This is a genomic window from Roseateles sp. (genome assembly GCF_036404855.1).
In the GTDB taxonomy this organism is placed as follows: Bacteria; Pseudomonadota; Gammaproteobacteria; order Burkholderiales; family Burkholderiaceae_C; genus Pelomonas.
In genome coordinates, this window is the sequence record NZ_DASWYS010000109.1 from 1 (window position 1) to 19962 (window position 19962).

The 19962-nt window shown below is 68.0% G+C and carries 9 protein-coding genes; 1 reads left to right on the plus strand and 8 read right to left on the minus strand.

Features of this window, described 5'->3' with window-relative positions; all coding sequences use genetic code 11:
• Positions 1 to 156 precede the first annotated feature (156 nt).
• Entirely contained in the window at positions 157 to 378 is a 222-nt protein-coding gene (locus VGF12_RS06945; protein ID WP_331175310.1) for a hypothetical protein, read from the plus strand.
• Here VGF12_RS06945 and VGF12_RS06950 read toward each other — a convergent pair.
• From VGF12_RS06950 to VGF12_RS06985, 8 genes are read right to left on the minus strand one after another with little or no spacing between them, the layout of a single operon-like run.
• Complete coding sequence (locus VGF12_RS06950; RefSeq protein ID WP_331175311.1) at positions 368 to 12211, minus strand: LPD38 domain-containing protein; 11844 nt, start codon at positions 12209 to 12211, stop codon at positions 368 to 370. The two genes, VGF12_RS06945 and VGF12_RS06950, sit on opposite strands and share 11 nt — an antisense overlap.
• A gap of 7 nt (positions 12212 to 12218) precedes the next feature.
• Entirely contained in the window at positions 12219 to 13457 is a 1239-nt protein-coding gene (locus tag VGF12_RS06955) for a hypothetical protein (RefSeq protein WP_331175312.1), read from the minus strand.
• Positions 13454 to 14263: a hypothetical protein gene (locus VGF12_RS06960; RefSeq protein ID WP_331175313.1), complete on the minus strand. Its 810-nt coding sequence runs from the start codon at positions 14261 to 14263 to the stop codon at positions 13454 to 13456. The genes VGF12_RS06955 and VGF12_RS06960 overlap by 4 nt, the downstream gene beginning before the upstream one ends.
• Positions 14260 to 15330: a hypothetical protein gene (locus VGF12_RS06965; RefSeq protein WP_331175314.1), complete on the minus strand. Its 1071-nt coding sequence runs from the start codon at positions 15328 to 15330 to the stop codon at positions 14260 to 14262. The genes VGF12_RS06960 and VGF12_RS06965 overlap by 4 nt, the downstream gene beginning before the upstream one ends.
• A gap of 37 nt (positions 15331 to 15367) precedes the next feature.
• Positions 15368 to 15829, minus strand: a complete 462-nt coding sequence (locus VGF12_RS06970) for a hypothetical protein (RefSeq protein WP_331175315.1) — start codon at positions 15827 to 15829, stop codon at positions 15368 to 15370.
• Positions 15830 to 15878: 49 nt separating this feature from the next.
• On the minus strand, positions 15879 to 16259 hold the full coding sequence (locus VGF12_RS06975; protein ID WP_331175316.1) for a phage tail assembly chaperone: 381 nt from the start codon (positions 16257 to 16259) through the stop codon (positions 15879 to 15881).
• Positions 16256 to 18331 carry a phage tail tip fiber protein gene (locus VGF12_RS06980; protein WP_331175317.1) on the minus strand — a complete coding sequence of 692 codons (2076 nt, stop codon included), beginning with the start codon at positions 18329 to 18331 and terminating at the stop codon, positions 16256 to 16258. Before VGF12_RS06980 ends, VGF12_RS06975 begins: the two co-directional genes overlap by 4 nt.
• A gap of 29 nt (positions 18332 to 18360) precedes the next feature.
• Positions 18361 to 19959: a hypothetical protein gene (locus VGF12_RS06985; RefSeq protein ID WP_331175318.1), complete on the minus strand. Its 1599-nt coding sequence runs from the start codon at positions 19957 to 19959 to the stop codon at positions 18361 to 18363.
• Between the last annotated feature and the right edge of the window lie 3 nt (positions 19960 to 19962).

Here is a 19962-nt window from a genome sequence, read left to right on the forward strand (position 1 = left end):
CGAGCGCATCCCCCATGACACGCTCAGCGAGTGCAGCTACCGCCAGAGCTGGATGCTGCGGGTACCGACGGCGGAGGAGATGGAACTGATTCTGAAGGGCAAGCCGGGGCAGCTGTCTGGACAACAATGCCAGCCGAGCGCGTAGCATCGCCGCCCGTGCGACTCGCCCTGATGCTGCCCCTGGTCGTTTTCGGCCTGGTTTTGCTTGCCACCCCTGCCCTGCCCCTCGGCCTGGGCATGATCGCGTTGGGCATCTGGCAGTACGAGCGACGGGGCCACCGCGGGAGCGATGGCTTCATCACCGTCTTGATGGTCCTGGGCGGCCTCGGCGCTGCGGCCGTGGTCGTCCAGTTCATCGCTCAACGCATCACTGCGTAGCCCTGACGGCCGGCGCCGTCATCACCTGCTTGGCCAGGTCGTTCCGCCGCAGCTGCAGCGCGTCGATCTTCTCGCGCTTCTGGGCCGGGGTGAGCTTCGCGTCGGCGACGATGGCGTCGTGCGCCTTCGAGAACTGCGACAGCTTGCGGCCGGCCTCGGTGACGACCGGCTCCACCGCCAACACCTTGGCGTTGTCCCGGCGCAGCTCGGCCACGCGCTCCAGGTCGCCAGACTTGGCGTGCGCCTTCAGCGTCTTGGCGATCTGCTGGGCCTCCTCGCGCAGCTTGTAGAGGTCGCTCTCGAAGACCGTCGACCTGGCAGGGTCCACCCGATAGAAGCTCTTCACGACCGGCAGGTCGTCGGCGCGTAGCGCGGGACCGGGCGGCTTGCCTTCCAGTTCGCGCACGACCATGTCGCTGACCCCCAGCACGTAGGTGCCCACGGTGCCGAGGTAGCCGCCCACCAGGTACTCCATCCGCTTCGGGCTCATCCCTGTGGCGTCAGCCACCGGCGCCGCCCCTTGGGCCAGCACGCGCATGGTGTCCGAGGTCCTGGCGCTGTAGCGCGATGACGGCAGCTTGCCTTCGTCGCCGATGTTCTCAATGGGCGAGTCCCGGAAGCTGTCGTGGTTCATCGCCACGTTGAGCGCCGGCCGGAACATCTGCGGCACCAGGTCGAAAGCCAGCTGGTCGCGCACGTTGGCCCACGTCCGGCTCAGCGTCTTCTTGCCGGTGTCCAGCCCCTTGATCGAACGCCCCAGGCGCTCGGGGATGGTGGCGAAGAGAACGCCCAGCTCGAACGGCTTGGGCAAGCGGAAGTGATGGCCACCGATTCGGAAGTGCCAGTAGGTGTCGCGGTCCCAGTCCGGCAGCTCCTCATACCAGTCGTCGCCATCGTTGGCGAAGCCGAGCATGACCGTGGCGGCCATCATGAGCGAGCCCACCGCCACCAGGCGCTTCGGGTCGCTGCGCCCGAGGCGATACAGCCCCTGCACCCGGGCATTGAAGAACGGCAGCACGTCGGCCAGCAGCTGGTAGGCCGCCCAGCTGCCGCGGAGGTTGAAGTCCATCAGGTCCTTGGCCTCGAACGCGGCGGCCGTCGCCCCGCGGCCGGCCTTGTCGGCGGCCTCATAGACGGCTTCCCGGTTGGCGTTCTCGATGGCCTCGCCCACGCGGCGGTACTGCTCCCAGAACTTGGCCGGCGTGTCCAGCACCGTCGACACGAAGCCGTCGATGGAGGAGGCATTCATGCCGCGCGAGCGCAGCGCCCGGCGGATGGCGACGGCGGTGCCAGTGGGGTCGGCCGCGTTGACGTTGCCAGACTGGAAGCTCGCGCCGGCAAACAGCATGGCCTCGGACGCGGCCGATTCGGCGAAGCTCTTGGCAATGCCAGTCAGCGAGTGCACGGGGTTGAACCCGTCTCGCGTGATCGCCTGGGCCGCAGCTGAGTCGCGGACGAAGTTGCGCAGCATGAAGTCCGGCGTGGCCGTGACGGTCGCCGTCAGCAGGCGCTTGAAGGCACGCGCCGCCCCGAGGCCGGGGAAGTCGAACGGCACGAAGCTGGTCAAGGCGCGCAGCAGCAGCGGGTCCGCCACGCGGTAGAACTGCGGGCGGCCATCGCGCATCACGCGCACCACGTCAGGGTCGCTCGGCGCCTGGATCGCCCACATGCGCGCCATGCCCTCGAAGGCCTCCGGCGGCACGGCGTCCAGCGCCGGCTGCGGCGTGCCGGCGTCCACCAGCAGGCGCTTCACCTGCGAGGTGGGGATGATGGCCCCCACCATGTCGTAGCCCACCTTCTCGACTGCCTGGCTGTTGCCGTTCTCAAGCGTGGCGATGGTCTTGCGGATGGCGTTGTTCTTCAGGCTGGCGTCCACCAGCCGGCTGAAGTTCATCAGCAGGTTCTCGACCGGGTCGTTCAGCGCGGCCGTGCCGCCCCGCAGCGTGCGCACACCCGAGCTTTGCCCGGCCAGTCCCTTGCGGCCGGTGGGGCTGAAGGTCGATTTCTCGTCGATCTGCCGGTAGAAGGGGATGTAGTCGGCGTGGTCCCAGGCCTTGCGGCCCGCCGGGTCGATGAGGCCGGCGCCCTCGGCGATGTCCAGCACGCTGCGCTTGAAGGCGCTGTACTCCCCGGCGATCTTGACGAACTCGGCCCGGCGGCTGCCGGCCAGGCCCTGCAGCGCCTTGATCTGGTCCGCGGTGAAGTTGTTCTCGCGGCCTTCGTTCATCAGGCGGGCGGCGCGGTTGCCGATCATCCATCCGAAGAAGTCGCTCACGTCCTCGCCCAGCGGCGCCAGGATATCCAGCAGCCCCTTCGAGCCGGGCACCTTCACCAGGTGCTGCATGTTGGGCGACCACGCGGCCTGCCCGTGCAAGAGCAAGCCACGCATCACCGAGCTGGTGCCGCCATTGGCCAGGCGGGCGGCCACGTAGGGGTCCTGGTCCACGCCCAGCGCGCCGAGGTCGCGCTCGATGGCGCGCTTGATGCCGTGGAACTGGTCGAGCGCGCCTTGCCGGAACTCCGCCGTCAGTTCGTCGCGCGAGCGCAGCAGGTCGATGGAGCGGCTGTAGGCGCCGGAAACCCGGGTCTTGATGGAAGGGCCTGCACCGATACCAGCACGGGCTAGAGCTGCGCGCTCCTCCGGCGTCTTGCCGGCAAGGCTGAACCTTACGCCTTCGTCGCCGTCTTGGCCTTGGTCATTCGCTGTTCGAAGTCCACCTTCTGCTTCGGCGTCAGCTTCGCGACGCGGTCCATCATCTCGCGCATCTTCCGATTGCGCTGGTCCGCCAGCGCTTGCTTCATCTGAGCGGGCGTCATCCCGAGATCCTGGGCGGTACGTTTCTGCATTGAGGATTCCGTCGTAGGCATGGCCGTCGGGCAGATTTTGCTCCGGCACGCCGAGTTTGTCCCAGAAGCCCCGGGCCTCCGTCACGATATTGCTGATTGCCAGATCACCGTCGGTGCCGGCGAGGATGGCCTCAACGGCCGCGCGCCCGATGCCGGTCTGCCGGCCGTCAGCGTCGACCTCGATGTCCAGCAGTGCCAGCGGCACCCCGTCCTTGACCAGCAAGTCGACGCGGCCCAGCACGCCGAAGCTGTCGGCCGGCATGATGGCGTAGCTCAGGATCTGCTCGCCCTCGTCGGGGATGACTTCCAGGCGCTCGGTTTCGACGGGGAACGCGACGCGGACCCGGTCGTTGGCGAACTCAGGGCGGCCCTCGTCGTCCAGCGCCACGTAGGCACCGTCGCGCAACGACATGCGCGCTTCGCTCAGGTTGCCGATGCCCTGTGACTTGGAGAAGGCGGCCATCGCATCGACCACTGCAGCACGTGCCGCACGCATGTCCTTGACGTACTCATCCGACCCGAATGGGCGACGCTTCAGCACCTTGGCAAGCACGTCGTCGATGAACGACAGGATGGCATCGGCCACGCGGCGGAAGCCGCCGCCATTGACGTGGGCCAGCTCGCGCCAGAAAGCCGGCTCGGTGAACTGGTCGCCGACGATGTCGGCAATGCGCTCCTCGGCCAGCACGTCGTCATTCAACGGCGGGAGCTTCGCCACCTTGCGGCGGGCATTGAGCTTGCGGCCATAGACGGACGCGCCCAGGGTCACCTTGTCCAGGCGGGCCTTCAGGTCGTCGTAGATCGCCGGGTTCGTTGCGCGCAGGACGTGCAGTAGCTCGTGCCCCATCACGGCCATGACCGGCTTCGGAGTGCCAACGTCGATCACGACGGTGTCCTTGCCGCCCGGCTCCATGCGCAGCGTCATGCCGTGGAAGATGGGGCCCTCGGCATTCCGGACGAAGTGCACGGCGTGGCCGAACACTCCGCGGGCGAGGCCGCGAGCGCTTCGAAGTTCAGGGCTGACGTCAGCTCCTCCCACCGGAAGGACCCGGTGTTTGCCAGGTCGACTAGTTGCTCGGTCGATAACGCTCTGAACGCGCGCAGCAACTCGCACGGCCTCGGGGTCGGTGCTGGCGGGGATGTCTTGCGCGGTGGCATTGCTCGATCCTTCGTCGGCCAGCGACAGCTTGGGGTCTGGGAACAGCTCGGCCAGCCGCTCGATGTGCTTCTCACGAATGAACCAGCCGCCGTCCTTCTTGAAGGTGTACTCGTCGACCTGCTTGGCCTGGCCGGGGAGCAGGTCGGTGCGCACGACGCCACGCAGGACATTGCCCTTGCCCGTGGTGTGCTCGACGATCTTCTGGCCGGTGGCCTGGGCCACTTCAGCACCCCGTGCTGCAGCGGCGACTTGCTCGGCCTTCTTGGCTGAGCGCGCCGGCTGCGCGGGTTCTGCTTCCTCGACCATGGCCTTGGTCCGCTTCGGGATCTCGGCGTCCTCCATGCGGTCGAACAGCTCGTTGATGTCCTCGACGCTGCTGTAGTCCCGGGAGACTTGCGCCGGCGCGGCCTGGTCCTTGGCCAGCTTGTCGATCACCACGATGCGGGTGGCCACGTTGGTAGCCGCGCGCTCGAAGGTCACCTGCGGCAGCTTGATGTCGGCCACCAGGTGCATGCCTTCCGTCGGTCGGAAAGTCGTTGTGCGCGGGCCTGTCGGCTGCACGTCGGTGATGCTCTGCGTGGTCACCAGGCTGGTGCCGGTCTTGCCGGCCACCTTCACCATCACGCCGTCGCCCTGGGCGGTTCCGGCGGCCACGCGGCCCTCCGGCGCCCAGGAGGCGCGCGACTTGATGGTGTCGCCGATGTAGATCGGCCCCAGCGTGGGGTGCGTCAGCATCGGCTTCAGCGGCTTCGTCTGCTCCTCGTAGAACCAGGCGTCGAACTTCTTGTCTGCCGCCGGCCCCGTGGGGATCAGCGCCACGACCCGGCCGCCGTCGCGCAAGTGCGTCGCCGCCTTGGCCAGGTGGTCGACGGCCGTGCGGCCGGCGGTGCCGAACGGCGGGTTCATCACGATGGCGTCGAACTTGTTGACGACGTGCAGGTCCTCGAAGGTGCCCCGGACGATCTTGCCGTCGAACACCATCGCCATGCGCGAGCCGAGCGCGCTGCTGGGCTCGACGGCCGTGCGGTTCACGTTCTCAGGGAACCAGCGCGCGATGGCGCCATGCCCGCCGCTGGGCTCAAGCGCGTCTTCGCCCCCGCGCAGGTCGGCCCATTCCACCATCTTGAAGCCCACGGGCTCCGGGGTGGCGAAGTAGTCCGTGCCCTCCTGGGCCTTGGTCTTGGCCGTCTTCTTCTGGGTGCCGAAGTAGAACGACTTCGCCCGGTCGTAGGCCGTGATCGCGGTATTGGCGGCGCGGTCGCGCGCCTTGCCGCCGGTGCCCTCGCCTTCGTGCCCGGCCGGGAAGTCGCCGCTTTCCTCGAAGCCGCTGATGAAGGCGTCCTTCAGCGCGCGGGCGAGTTCGCCGCTACCCAGGTTCTCGGCCGCGCTGGCGCGCTCGGCGATGGTCTGGGCGAACGCCCAGCGCTCCCAGTTGGTGCCGGTGTTCAGGTAGCGGAACATGGCGTTGCTGACCTGGCCGGTGCGGTAGATGCGCCCCTCCTGCTGGATGGACATGGTCGGCTGCGTGGGCAAGCCAAGGTTGAAGAGCACGCGCTGATGCTTGCCGGTCGTGTCGTGCCCGCTCCAGCCCTTGTTCTTGGCAGACTGCACCAGGGCCACGAGCGGGCCGGTGTCGTCGGACTGGAAGGCCTTGTAGCGGTCCAGCAGGTCGCCCGGCTTCTCGTTGCCGTTGATGAGCAGCACGCCGGGGAATTCCTGCGTGAACCGCGTGATGGGCGAAAGCAGGTCGGACAGCAACTGGTCCCCGACGAGGCTGGGGAACTCCGCCCGGAACTGGGCGACGGCCCCGTTGTAGGCCTCGGCCATGGCGGCGCGCTTGGCGCCGTCCTCGTTCTCGATCTGGCCGGGCGTCACGGGCGTGAAATGGAACGGGTTCACCGCCCCGCCCTTCTTGAAGTCGTGGAACACCACGACCTTGCGCCCCATGGCCATGTGGTCGCGCACATGCTGCACGACCTCCTTCGCCTTGATGGCTTCCAGCAGGTAGCGCCGCACCAGATGGCCCTGCTTGCTGTACAGCCGCTCGCGCAGCTCGTTGTCGAGCATGGCGAAGCCGTTGACACCGTCTTCCTGCTTCTTCAGCGTCTCGTGCGTCTGCTTGGTCTGGTCGCCAATCCACTCCATGGCGCGGTCGATCTCGTTGCCGACTGCCGAGTCCACCAGCACGAACTTGCGGTCGTAGTCGGCCGGCACTTCGAGCTGCCGGCCGGACAGCGCCCCGCGCTTCTTCAGCCAGGCGTTGAACTGGCGCTGCATCAGCCCGCTGTCGACCTTGGCGTCGGGCGCGGTGAGCTTGTTGTAGCGCATGCGGTAGCCGAAGTGCTGCATGAAGAACTTGGCCCGCGCGTCGCCCTCGTTGTAGGCCTGGCCGCCGGTGTCGCGCTGCCCGTCGCCGTAGTCGAACAGATAGCCTTCGGCCCAGTCGATGGTCTTCTCGTAGGCGAAGGGGGTGGCAGACAGGAACGTCACGCGGGTGCGCTGGGCCAGCTGGCGGGCCTGCACGTCATCACGCACCGCCTGACGGGCGGCGTCGAGCTTCTTGCTCAGCGCCGTGTGCTGAGCGCGCAGCTTGGTGTTCTCGGCGCGCAGGGAGGCGGCCACTTCCTGCATCGTGTCGTCGTTGCCGAGGATCTTGTCGTTGGCGTCGATCTGCTTGCCGATCTCGGCAAGACGGTCGATGTCCGGCCGGTTCAGCATGGTGTACCGGTCGTGAATACCCCTGGGGTGCAGGCTGATCGCGCGCAACGCCTTCAGCGCCAGCGACTCGTCGCCGTCGGCGCTCTGCATGAGGCTGTGGGCTTCGTCAGGCACGACGAGGTCCCAGCTGCGGCCGGCCAGCGCATCGTTCTGGCCGAGGTTCGCGTAGGTCGTGATCGTCACGCCCTTGCCGGCGTCGCCGGTGTTCTCCAGCGCGGCGATGTCCAGGCCGAGCGCACGGCCCGAATCCACCCAGTCGGCCATGATCTTCGCGTCTGGCACCACGATGAGGGTGTCGGTCTTGCCCTGGCGGGTGAAGCGCTTGACCACGCCCAGGCCGGTGAAGGTCTTGCCGGTGCCGGTGCCGTTCGTGTACAGCATGCCGTAGCCATCGGGCTCGGCGAAGCGGGTTTCAGCCTTGAGCACGTCCTCCTGCTGCTCAGGCAGCAGGTAGGGCAGCGACTCGCGGATGTTGGCTAGGTCCCCCGACTTCGTCGGGACCGACTCGGCTAGGCGCTGGGCGCGCCGCTTGTCGCCGTCTCGTAGTCCGCCAACAGCAGCTTGCGCAACATGCTCTGTTGCGACGGACTCAGCCGGAACTCGTGGCTTGCCAGCACGAGCGCTTCGTTGATTGACGTCAGTTCCGGCAGGGAAGCCCGCAGGCCCGGATTCCCGGACGCCTCCACGTACCGGCTGATCGCCTCGTTCTCCGCCAGCAGCGGCGCCGTCAGCAGGTACGCCCGGATCGAACGCGGGTCGGCCCCCTTCTGCTCCAGGCGTGTCTCCAGGTCCTTGATCGCCGACGGCATCGCCTCGGGGTCCAGGTTCAGCAACCTGCGCCACTGTGGCGTCGCCAGTTCCTGCGTCTTGGCGATCTCGTTCCAGATTGGCAGCGGCGTTTGGTACATCGGTTTCCCCCTGATCGGCGGAGATAGTAGCTACATCGATGGCGTCGACCTCAGCCGCGCCGCTCATGCCGTCGAAGCCCGCAGCGCGCGGGTCGTACCGCACGCCCATGTACCAGCTCTTGAGGTACGGGCGGGCCGAATCGCCCAGGTCCGCCAGCATCGCCTTGGCGTAGGCGGCGAACGTGCGCGCCCCGCGCTCGATGTGATAGCCGGCCAACGTGATGCCGTCCACCAGCGTCTCAGGGTCGATGCCGCTGTTCAGCTGGCCCAGCTTCGACTTGAGGCGAGCGCGCGCCCGTGCAGCTGCGTCTTCCGTGAAGACGGTGTTCTCGCTGACCTTGGGCTTCGCAGGTGCCGGTGCATCGAACAGGCCGCCCTGCCCCGCTGCCGCGGCAACGTCGGCCGCGGAGTCGCTTCCGGTCAGCGTGAACTCGTCGCGCTCGGCGTCGGCCTTTGCCTTGTCGGAGAGCCGCTTCTGTTCGGCGGCATCGCTGGCCTTGGCGCGCTGGTCGCGCCCGGCCTGGGTCTGCAGGTCCTCGCGCGTCGGCGAGGTGAGCGTCAGACCTTCGGCGGCAGCATCAGGCCCCGGCGCTTGGCTTCGAGTTCCTGCAGGCGCGTCCGGTCCTCGCGCGGCATCGCGGCGATCTTCTTCAGCGTCTCGGCGCGCTGAGCTGCCTTGGGCGTCTTGGCGGGCTTGCTGGTCATGGGTGGCCTCATCGTAGGTTTCGCCAAGGAAGGCGGCGAGCGCACGCGGGTCGGTGCTGAAATTGTCGTCGAAGCCGGGGATGTCGTCATCCTCCAGGCTCGCCATGTCTGCCGGCGTGATGCCGGCCTTGGCGGTCAGCGCCTCCCACTCCGCCTGCTCGGCGTGGGAGAGTTCTTCGGCCTGCTCCTGGGCTTCTGCCCCGCGCTGCTCTGCCGAGCGCATCTGCCCCAGCGTGCTCAGGCGCGGCCGGCCGCCCAGCTCGTCGAAGATGGCGGTCTCCAGCTCGATGCGGATCTCGTCGTCGGCGACGCCATCGAAGTAGCCCGCCTCGCGCAGTTGCTCGGCCACGCCGTCGATGGACAGGCCGCCGGTCTTGCGGAACGGGAATCCCTTCAGGTTGCCGACCTGGACGGTGGACTTCAGCTCCTCCGGCTTCATGCCGAACTCGCGCGCCACCTCCTCGCGGTTGAGGCCGCCCATCTTCGCGACCGCCTGCAGCAGCGTGTCGCGCTCCGGGTCCAGCTTGACCCGCTTGGACTTCTTCGTTACCCGAGCGGCTTGAGCGGCAGGGGCTCCCGCTGCGGGAACTCCACCCCCTCCTTCAGGCGCTGCTGCTCGTGCAGCGCTTCCCTGATCTGCCGGCGCTTGTCCGCCCGTGGGGACTGCGTTCTGACTGGCTGCATTGAGTGCCTCGACTGCTTGCTGAACACCCTTGACCCACCTCTTGCCGAACGTCACACCGCGCTTGCCCGCGATGCCCTTGAAGTTCGGCAGGGCTGCCTTGATCGCCTCCGGCTCGCCCAACACCAGCAGCGTGCCGTCGGCCTTGGTCATAGTCTCGAAAATGGGCGACGCGGGTGCTTCACCTGCGCCGGGTTGCGCTGTAGGAGCGGAGGCCTTCCAGCGGACCAGATCGCCCAGCGGCTGCTTCTTGGTGCCGTCCTTCACCCACGACCGAAACGCCGGCATGGGCAGGCGCGTGATGCTGGCCAACCCCTTCCAGTCCTTCGCGTAGTTCGCGCGGTACATCTGCTCGGCCTCCGCCTCGTCAGCGGCGCCGAGCACGACCTTGTGCTCGTCGAACTTGCCAGTCTCCGGGTGCACCTGGTCGACGACGAACACCGGGCCGGCGTAGTCCGGCGCGGTGCCGGGCTTCACGAAGGCGTCGACATGGTCCTTGTCGTTGCCGACGGTGCCCTTGATGTAGCCGTAGTGACTGGCGAGGGTGCTCTCCCAAGCCTTGCCGTCACGGTCGACGCCGCGGCGCACGCTGCCCTCGGGGTTCTCGATGGCCAGGTCCAGGCCGCCGATGCGGACATGCCCCTTCGCGTAGTTGCCGGCCTCCTTCTGGGCCTGGGTGGGCTCGGGCCGCTCGTTCGTCGGACTGGTGGCCGCAGCGTGGGCGCCCTCGTCAACCGAGGTTGCTGCCGACGCTTGTTCAGGGTGGATCGTGGCAATCGCTTGGCCATTCTGAAACGGCCCCTTCTGCCCTTCGGGGACGAAGCCAAGGGTTCCGCTGGTCGGATGGCGCCACAACACCATCGGTTTGCCGGCGGCGTTAGCCTTCTCCTGGTAGGTTTGCACGGCTGCTGCAGCCACGTCGTCAGGCGCACCGGTCGCCTTTTGCGCCTGCCATGCTGCCCTCTTTCCTGCGAGCCTGTCGTCATCTGTGGGGATCGGCGCCGGCACCGGCGCAGGCGTCGGCTGGGAACCCCCCGCCCCTTCGGACGCGACCGCGCCCTGTGCCTGCGCCGGCTGATCGTCGGCCGCCAGCCCGGCGCCGTCGTCGAGCAGGCGCTCCACGGCCTCGGCGCGCAGCTGGGGCGTCACGTCCAGCGGGCCGTGCGCGAGGGCGTCGGTGATCGACGGGTCCACATCACCGCCGCTCAGGCCCTTCTCGCGCGCCGTGCGCGTGAACCGGGCGAAGAACCCGCCGATGTCGCCGATGGGCCGCTGCGCTGCCGCCTTGATGGCGGCCTCGACAGCGCCCGGCACCATGCCCACGGTAGAAGCCGCGTTGCGGAAGATGTCCTCGACCTTCTTCCTGCGCGCGAGTGGCGCGTCGGTGGTCAATGGCGGGTCCACATGGAACCCGCCCTGACGCGCGATGCCGAAAGGGCTGGCGTCGATCGCGCGGTTCAGCGCCTCGTCCGGCGTCTCGTGGATGTCGCCTTCCAACGCCCCGGCCAGGTCGTTGGCCTGGCTCTGGCGGCCGGCCACCTTCTTCACGCCACCCGCGAGGCCGCCGGTGAGCAGGCTCTGGCCGAACGTCACCTTGGCCGTCTCGACGACCTGGCCGAGGTAGTCGTCGAGCGTCATGTTGGGCTGCTGCCCGTGCGTGCCCGCGACTTCGTAGGCCGATTGCAGGGCCGTGGTGACCTGCTCGCCGATCTGCTCCTTCACGAGCATGTCGGCCAGGATGTGCCCCAGCTCCTTCCCGGTCGCCTGCTGGGCGGCGCGCGAGAACAGCGCCTGCAGCTGCGGCATGCCGAAGCGCTCGCCGATTCCTTCGGCCAGCCCCATCCACACCGCACGCTCGGCGGCTGCGTTGCCGTCCAGGCCGCGGGCGCGGCTTTCGCCGTACTCCTGCGCGGCCGACTGCGCCATCAGCGCGCGCAGCGGCGCACCCGGCGCGGCCAGCGCCAGCGGCACCGATGTGAAGGTCGACTCGAACACCTTCGTCGTCAGGCTCTCCGGGTCGCGCTTGTTCGTGAGCCTGGCATTGGTGCGCTGGCCCGCCTTCACGCTCTCGCCGGCCAGGTCGCCCAGGCCCTCGGCGCCCACCGCATCGGCACCAGCCTGGATGGCGCCCCAGGCGGATTGCCCCAGGTTCACGCCGGCACGAGCCACCCCGCGGACGGCATCGCCGCCCGTCTCGACGACGGCGCCTAACAGCGAGTTGTCCAGCGGCTTGCGAACCGTGGTGTCGAGCGCGCGCTGCACGAAGCCCGGTTCGGGCGCGGCCGTGATGCTGGCGCCGCTGCGCGTGCCAGCCTCGTAGCGCATGCGGTCCATGGCCTTAGCCTGGCCCTGGTCGCTCAGGCTGTCCCAGTCAGCGCGGGCGGCACGATCAGCAGCCGTCTCCTGGTGGCCGGGGCGGTCCAGTACCTGATCCGGGCTCTTCGGTGCGCTCGCAGGGCTGAAGCTGACGCCCAGGCTGCGGCCCTGAGGACGGATCGCAGGCGGCGCGGGCGCACGCGGTGCCGGTGCCGAACTGGGCTGCATCGCCTCGATGGGCGCCGGGGTCGGCTCGCTGGCCAGGCTGGCAAAGCTGGGACTCGAGTCCAGCATGCTGCCGCTGGGCGAGGCCGCAACCGGCGCAGGTGCCGGCGGCCTGGGCGCCACGCCCTTGAGCAGACGCGGCAGGATCTCCGCCGATGACCAACCCGCCTTACGCGCGCCGGCAATGTCGAAGTTCTGCTTGGTTGCCAGGTGGTCGGCGATCTCGTCGTCGCTATAGCCCTCGCTGCGGGCTGCTTCGATGTCAAAGCTCATGGGTGGTTCAGCGCTGGAAGTCGTCGAGGGGACGGCGGTTCGCCGGGGCGGGCTTCTGTGCCGGCTGCTGCGGCAGCAGGGTGCGTGCGGTGGCGCGGTTCTCCTGCGGCGTGGCCGTGAGGCCGGACAGGCTCTTGCTGACCGTGTTGGCCGTGGAACCGACCTGCTTCTCGAACTCCAGCGAGGTCAGGGGCTTGCCGTCGTCGCCGGTGGCGATGCGCTGGCTGCCGTCGCGCATGATGACCAGCACGCGGCCGTCGGCCAGGTTCAACGTCTTGGCGACGTTGCCGCCCGTGCCGCTCCCACCGGGCTTGCCGCTGCCACCCGGGCCGCGGATCTCGGCCACCTTGACGCGGCCGTCGAAGTTCATCTTCGCGACCTGCTCGCGCGACGCCGAGCGCAGCTTCTCCACGTCGAGCCGGCCCTCGTTCTGGGCTTCAATCTCGCTGATGCGGTTGTCGTGCTTTGCGTCGTTCGTCTGCCGCTGCTGATCACCGCGGTAGCCGGCCAGCTTCTCCATCAGCGAGTACTTCGCCGCCTGCACCGGATCGAGTGCGAATTGCATGAGCCCTTCGACCTGGTCGGCCGTGATGCGGTCAACCTTCTCCTCACCCGTGCGCGAGTTGCGGCGCTGCACGTCCCAGGCGCGGGGCGCCTTCGGGTCCGGGTTGTTCACCGGCACGACGCCCGACAGGTCGTAGCCGTCGTCCAGGTGGTCATAGACGCCGCGGAGCAGCGGCTCAACGTCGCCGCTGGACTTGAAAGCGAGCATGCCCTTCTCGGCTGCCTGCTTACGGAGCTGACCGCGCAGGCCTTCGTCCTGCAGCCACTGCTTCACTGCGGCATCGTGCCGGCCCTTGGCGAACAGGGTGTCGGTGCGGGCGCGAGCAACAGCCAGCAACTGATCGTCGGTCGGCTTGAACTGCGCCACCGCCGACGGCGTGTCATTGCCAGTCTGGTCCGGCATCGAGCTGTCGGAGCCTCCCAGCGTCAGGTTGTTGCGAGCCCCTGGGCCCTGCGTGCGGTTGAACTCGTCGCGAAACCCCTGCATGCGCTGGACCATGGCGGCGTTCGCCGCCTCCAGGTCCGCATTAAGCGCGTCGTCCCGGTCCTGAAGCGTGCGCTGACGGCCCCGCTGCTCGCGCTGCCAGCGCTGGTCCTCGATGCGCTCGCTCATGGCCTGGCCGTCAGCCAGCCCGCGACTCAGGCCGCCCGCCAGGGCGCCCAGGCCCGCAAGTCCGCTCATTGCAGTGCTCCTTTGCGTTGTGCGAGCGCCTGCACGCGCTGCACGAACTCGTTGACGCGCTTGTCCAGCGCCTTGATCGCGATGACCTCGACGCCGTTCGCGTCGATGGGGTCCTCACCGGAGAGCCCACGACGCACCGCATCGCCCAGGCCCTTGCCGCCGGGCTTCTTCAGCGAGCGCGACGAAGCTACCGTCGCCCCCCGCAGGTAGGCGTCGATGTCGGGGGCTTCGTAGTCGTCCTCCTCGATAGGCCGCTGCTGTGGCGCCTGCGGCTGGGACTGGCCGCCCATGAAGCGCTGCATGTTGGCCAGGCTGAGCTTGCCGCCCACGCCCCCTCCAGCGCCAGCCGACGACGCGCCGTAGCCGGTCGTGCCCGATGCGGACTCGATCAGTGCCGGCGTCCACTGGCCAGATGAGGCGCCGATCTGGCTCATCCCCATGCCGCCGGTGTCCACGAGCAACCCGCCTGAGCCTTCTGCCGCGCCGCCGGCCCCAACACCAGAGCCGCTGCCGGCCCCCGCCAGGCCACCGGCGGCGTAGGCCGCGGCGACGACGTGCGCAAGGCCCTGCATTGCTTTGCCCGTGCGGGTGTCGATGCCCGCCGCCTCGGCCTGGCGGTAGCGGTCCTGCGTGGCGCCGCCCATCTGGTCGACGATGGGCTTGTCGTTAGTGCCGAGGACCTTGTTCCAGAGCTTGGTGCTCGCAGGATCGACACCCGTCAGGAGGCGCGTCGGCTTCTTGGCGATGTCCTTGAGGATCTGCTTGCCATGGAAGCCCTCGAAGTCCAGCAGGCTGCCGAGGCTCATGCGGCCTCCAGTTGCTCGAGGATCTGCATGCCCTGGTCGAGCCGAGACATGAGCGCAGCGATGGCCGACCGGTTGCGGTCGAACGTCGCGCCGACGTTCAACGCCTTACCCTGCGGCGCGACCTTGTCGCCGAACTGGGCGCGCGAGTCCTCGGCATACTCGCCGACGTGGGTCCGGTCGTCGCCCAAACCCTTCTTGTAGCGCCACGACTCGACCTCAGGCATGGCGCGCATGCCGTCGAGCACCGCGTCGTCCAACGTCCGGCCGCCCTTGCGCTCGGTCTTGAGTTTCTTCGAACTCATCATGTACATCATCCCGGCCTGTCCGGCGAGCTGGCCCAACCCCATCAGGCCGCTCATCGCGCCAGCGCTGCTTTGGTTGTTAAGTTGGGCGACGTTCCCGTAGATGTTGCCGGCGGAGCTGTTAGCGCCCGTCGACAGCCCGTAGGCCTGGAAGCCAGGCGCCAGCGACGCGCCGTAGGTGCTTTGCTGCTGGCCCAGCATGCCGCTCGCCGTGCTGCCCGCACCCAGCGCGAGCTGCGCAGCCTGCAATCCGGTCGACGAGATCCCGCGGCCGAGCTTGGCGACGTTGTCGGTCAGGCTCATGCCGGTGGCCTCGACCTTGTCGCGAGCGGCCTGCTCAGCACCCACCGTGGCCTTGGACTGCTGCAGGCGGCTGGCGTTGTCGAGCGTCAGCGCACGGCCGCTGCCCAGCGACACACCGGCTCGGCCCAGAGCGCGGGTCTGCGCTTCGCGTTGGGCATTGCCCTGCTGCTCGACGGCCGCGCCGGCTGCAGCGGCGGCCTCGGCGCGACGCTCGGGCGTGTCGTAGTTCGCCGCCGTCTCCGCGAGCCGCTGCTCCGCCGGCAGGCCGATCTGCTTGTACAGATCCCACTGCTCCGCGCTGCGGTCGTCGGCCGTCTTCTGCGAAGCCATGGCCTGATCGATCAGCGCCATGTACTTCGGGTCGAAGAGCTTCTGCCGCTCCTCGGCAGCCTTCATCTGCTCGCGAGCGATGGCCGCGGTCTCTGCCCCCGTGGCCGCGTTCTGGACGGCCGCAGCGTTCATGCCGGATGTATCCGGCGCCGATGGTCCCCAACCCATGTCAACCTCCGATGGAGTGTTCGCGCAGGTAGTCGTCTAGCCGGTCCGGCGTGGGCGAGCTGCGGAAGTAGTGCGCTGCCTCATCGGCAGCCTTGGCGCCGGCCGCGGCGAGCACGACGGCGACGAAGAACGAATACGGGCTACAGCGCAGCGTGTAGGCCGTGACCAGTTGCTCGCGGTCGCGCGAGCCCTCCATGCGCGTCGCGGCCCACCACTCGGCAACGGCCACTCGCAGGGCCAGTTCCAGGGCACTACGGTGCTCCAGATAGAACGGGTTGCGATGCAGGTCAAACAACGCCCAGGTGAAGGCGCTGTAGATGTCCGCGTCGGGCTCCTGCTTCTCGCCGTCGATGGCGTCGTCCATCACCTCGGCAAAGCGCCAGGCGTCGAAGATCAGACGGCTGGCGTCCTCACTTCCACCACAGAGGCGGAGGACTGTTTCGCGCTGGCTTTCTGGCTGCATGCTTGGCTCCGAAGACCAGCCACCCTAAGGGTGCGCAGCCCATTAATGTTCACTCTGGCGCAGGTGGCCAAGTGATGGCGGCCGGAAACCCCGGCTGCTCCGGCAAGTCGCGCAGCGCCTGGCGGTAGTCGCTCCAGGTCGACGGCATCGGAATTCCGGTTTCGAGCGCGCGGGTCACCATCCAGTCGCAGGCGGCCAGGTCAGCGTCGCGCCGTTCGCGCGCAGCGGCAGCCTTCTGACCGTCCGTGCGCGGGTCATGCCATGTCGGCACACCTCCGACCAGGCGCAGCTCCGCCAGCGGGTGCGGCTCTTGCGGCCAGCCGGCCCAGTCGGCGACTTCGACCGTCTCCACATCGTCGGGCGGCTCGTCGGCCTCGAAGACCTGCACGATGCAGTCGGCAGGCCCCAGTTCAGCAAAGAATCGGGTCATGGGATGGGGCCAGGTGTGCCGTGCGTGGCGGTGATGAGAAACGACGTCTTGGCGGTGCGTCCGTTGGCATCGGTGACGTCGCAGGTCACGTACCCTGTCTGGATGCAGTTGAACCCATAGCCGCTGACCGTAACGGTGGCGGAATCAGCGCCGCTCATGGTCATGCTGCCCGCGGTGCCGTACGCATTGCCGTAGCTCAACGACCAACGGTACGTGAATGGCGCCTTGCCGCCTGATGGCGTGGCGGTGCGACTCACATAGGTCCTATTCGTGTTGCCGCCGCTCGATGTGCTGTTGGAAAGCGCGCCCACCGTGAACGCGTCCAAAGTTGGGTTGTTGATCGTCGGGTTGTTGATCGTTGAAGCCACCACGAGGGCGCCATTGAGGTTCAGCACCCCGTCATGTGTGCCCATCCACAGACCGCGGATGACGCCACCGCCCATGTCCCGGGTAATACCGAGATAGGCGTTTCCGCTCCAGACGCCCAGCATGATGCCGGATCCGGTGTCAAAACTTGGCTTGCCCGAGCTGGTAATCAAACCGCCCAAAGTGATCGCGCCCAGGGTGCCGGTGGCGCCGTTGACGGCATTGGCCGTGATGGTCCCGCGCACGGTGGCCGAGCCGAACTCAGCGGTTCCATCAGCGTTGAGTCTGAAGCCCGTCGAGCCAGGGACGTAGTTCGAGCTCTGGATGTACTGGCTGGCCGCGAGCGAGCCCGCCTGCAGCTTCGCCACCGACAGGCTGGCGATCTTGGCGTCGTCGATGGTCGCGTTCGCGATCATGGCGTTGACGATGGCGCCGTTCTGGATCGCCGCGCTGCCCACAGCGATGGAGTTGGCTGCCAGGTGGGTCGCATTGACCTGGCCGGCCTGGATCAAGCCCGCGGTGATCGTGTTGACGGCGATCTTGTTGCCGGTAATCGTGCCCGCCGCGATGTCGCCCGCCACGATGGACAGCGCTGCGATCTTTCCGGCGACAACACTGCCTGCGGCCAGCTCATTGGCAGTGACCGCGCCGGCGGTCAGCTTGGCGGTGGTCACCGAGCCTGCGGATAGCTCAGTCGCCGTGACGGCACCCGCGGCGATCTTGCCCGCGACGATGGAGCCCGCGGCGATTTCGTTCGCGGTGATGGCACCCGCCTGCAACTTGGGCGTGCTGATCGAGTTGTTCGCGATCTGCGTCGCCGTGATCTGCCCGGTGACCTTGGCGGCATCGATGGCTGCGAGCTGACTGTTGCTCAGGGTGCCCGTGATCTGGCTTGCGGCAATGCCGGCGATCTGCGCCGAAGCGATGAGCCCGACGATGTTCGACGCCAGCACGCTGTCCGCCGTGCCACCGACCGCCGGCACGTAGGCCCCGGAAAGATCGTCCCAGAAATAGAGCTTCCCATCGGTCGTGTTGAAGACAGTGGACGTCGTCTTCACCAGCGGCACCGTGTCGACGATCCCGACGGGCTCTAGGCCGGGCACGAACTTCGGCGGTCCGACAGCACCATCGGCGATATTCCCGGCCTCGATGATGAGGTCGCCGAGATCCTCGTTGCCGATCTTGCCCGTGGTCGCGGTCACCCCATTGATGCCACCGGCGGGGCTCACCGATTTGACGCCGTCGTTGGACTCGAACTTGGCCCAGACGTGCCAGGTGATGCCGAGGTCGCTGGGAAGCGATACCGTGCTCAGGAACTCCGGCGTCTCGTACACGCGGCCGGCCTCACCCGGGAAGGTGGGCGCGGGACCGGCCGCACCAGAAGGCATCTTCACCGCGTACAGGATGGTCCGTTTGTTCCCCCGACCCTGCGTGTAAATCGGCGAGTTCCACTCGATGATGACCTGAGCGAAGCCCGCCGTGATCGAAAGCCCTGCGACGTCGGGTGGCGCCGTCAGGTCGGGGTCGGTCCCGGGCGGCGCGATGACGACCGGGCCGCCACCCGACCCACCGCTGCCGCCCATCGACCCCGTGCCAGCACCGCGCACGCCGGTACCGAACTGCACGCGGTTGGATGTGATGTCCAGCGCGAGGCGGCGCAACTGACCGAGGAAGTCGGACAGCCCTTCGCCCAGTCCCTCGGGCACCGGGCCAATGCTGCGAGAAGGCCTGTTGCTCATTCGACAACGACCCCTTGCACGCTCGTGGCGGTCTGCACCTCGAGCTGCCATTCCCGGCCGCCCGTGCCGTCTGGCAGGCGGTGTTCGCCGGTGCCCACCGCTCGGTTGAAGGGCGTGGTCTGGTCGGTGATGACCTTGACAAGGCATGGCCCGCCATCAGCCACCAGCTCCACCCACTCGCCCTCAACGTGGCTCACCTGGCGCACAACCCTGCTCTTGAAGGTGGCTGTCATGAAGTCGGCGCCGGCATCCCACTGCTTGACCGTCGAGCCGTCGAGCACGAACAGCGCGCTCAGCAGCGGGTCCCAGAAGCCCGCGGCGTAGCCTTGGCTCAGGAAGTAGATGCCGTCCGGGTTGGCCGGGTCGACGACGAAGCCCTTCAGCGCGCCATCGTTGTAGAAGCCCACGTACAGCGTGCGCTCCCCGAGCTTGCACAGGTATCCCGCGATGGTGGTCGGCTGCAGCGCTGCCCACTGCGCTGTGCTCATGGAGTTCCCTGTCAAGCAGCGCAGGCCATCGACGCCGTAGTACCAGAGCCCATCCTTGGCGGCCCAGATGCACCACGACTCGCCGACGACTAGCGACCGCTGGCTGGCGATCAGCGCCAGGGTCATCGGCTTCTGATCCATGGCGCCCGGGTCGCTGCCGGTGAACAGCTCCGCGCCGGCCTCGGTGAACACCAGCAACCGCTGCGCGAAAGCCGCCTGCGCGATGGGCTTGGCGGGCAGGATGTACTCATGCTCGATGGGCCAGGCGTAGACGTAGTTCGGCACGCACAGACGCACCGACTTGTCGACCAAGGCCGAGGCGAACTGGTTCCAGCAGTAGGTCAGCCACGAGGCGTTCGCTGGCAGCGGCAGCCAGGTTTCTGACGCCAGCACCTCGCCCAGCTTGCGGGCGTCGTCCTTCATGCCGACGCTGCCGAGCGCGTACTGGCGCAGGAACAGGTACTCAGCGTCCGTCGTGCCGGCGACAACCTGCGTGCGGTACCAGCGCACGATGGTGATGCCGTAGTTGCCGGCCGGCGGCGCCTCACCCACGGCCAGGTTCAGCGTAGCGCCGGGCTTGGCGGCCGGTGCCAGGAACGGAGGAGATGGGGCGGACTCCCAACCCAGGTCATTGACCCAGGTGTAGACGTAGTACAGCTGCCGCGCGTCACCCGACTCGCCGTCAACATCCAGCATCACGGTCGGCGGTACTGTTGGTTGCGGAACGGCCAGTTCGCGAGTCGCGTTCGGGTACGGCGTGCCCGAGAAGGCCATCGTCGTGTCCGTCCACTTCGGAGAGCCCGACCCGGTGAAGTAGGTCCGCTCGGTCGGGTCCTCCGCATCGAATGCACGGATGACATGGACAAGCGTGGTCCAGCTCAGCCAGTAGGCCGCAGGGTCGGGGGTGTCCCGACCCATGCGATAGAGCGTCTTTCGGGCGGCGCCGATGGGCGGCGTGGCGATGGCCAGCGGCGAGCGCCAAGGGCGAAAGTCGCCCTCCTCGCTCGGCTTCTGGTTCACCGACAGCACCCCGACGCTTGGGGGAAGCAGCCGCTTGTTCAGCTTCAGGTTGGCGCCCAGGAAGCCGGAGAGTTCGACGAGCGCCATGCC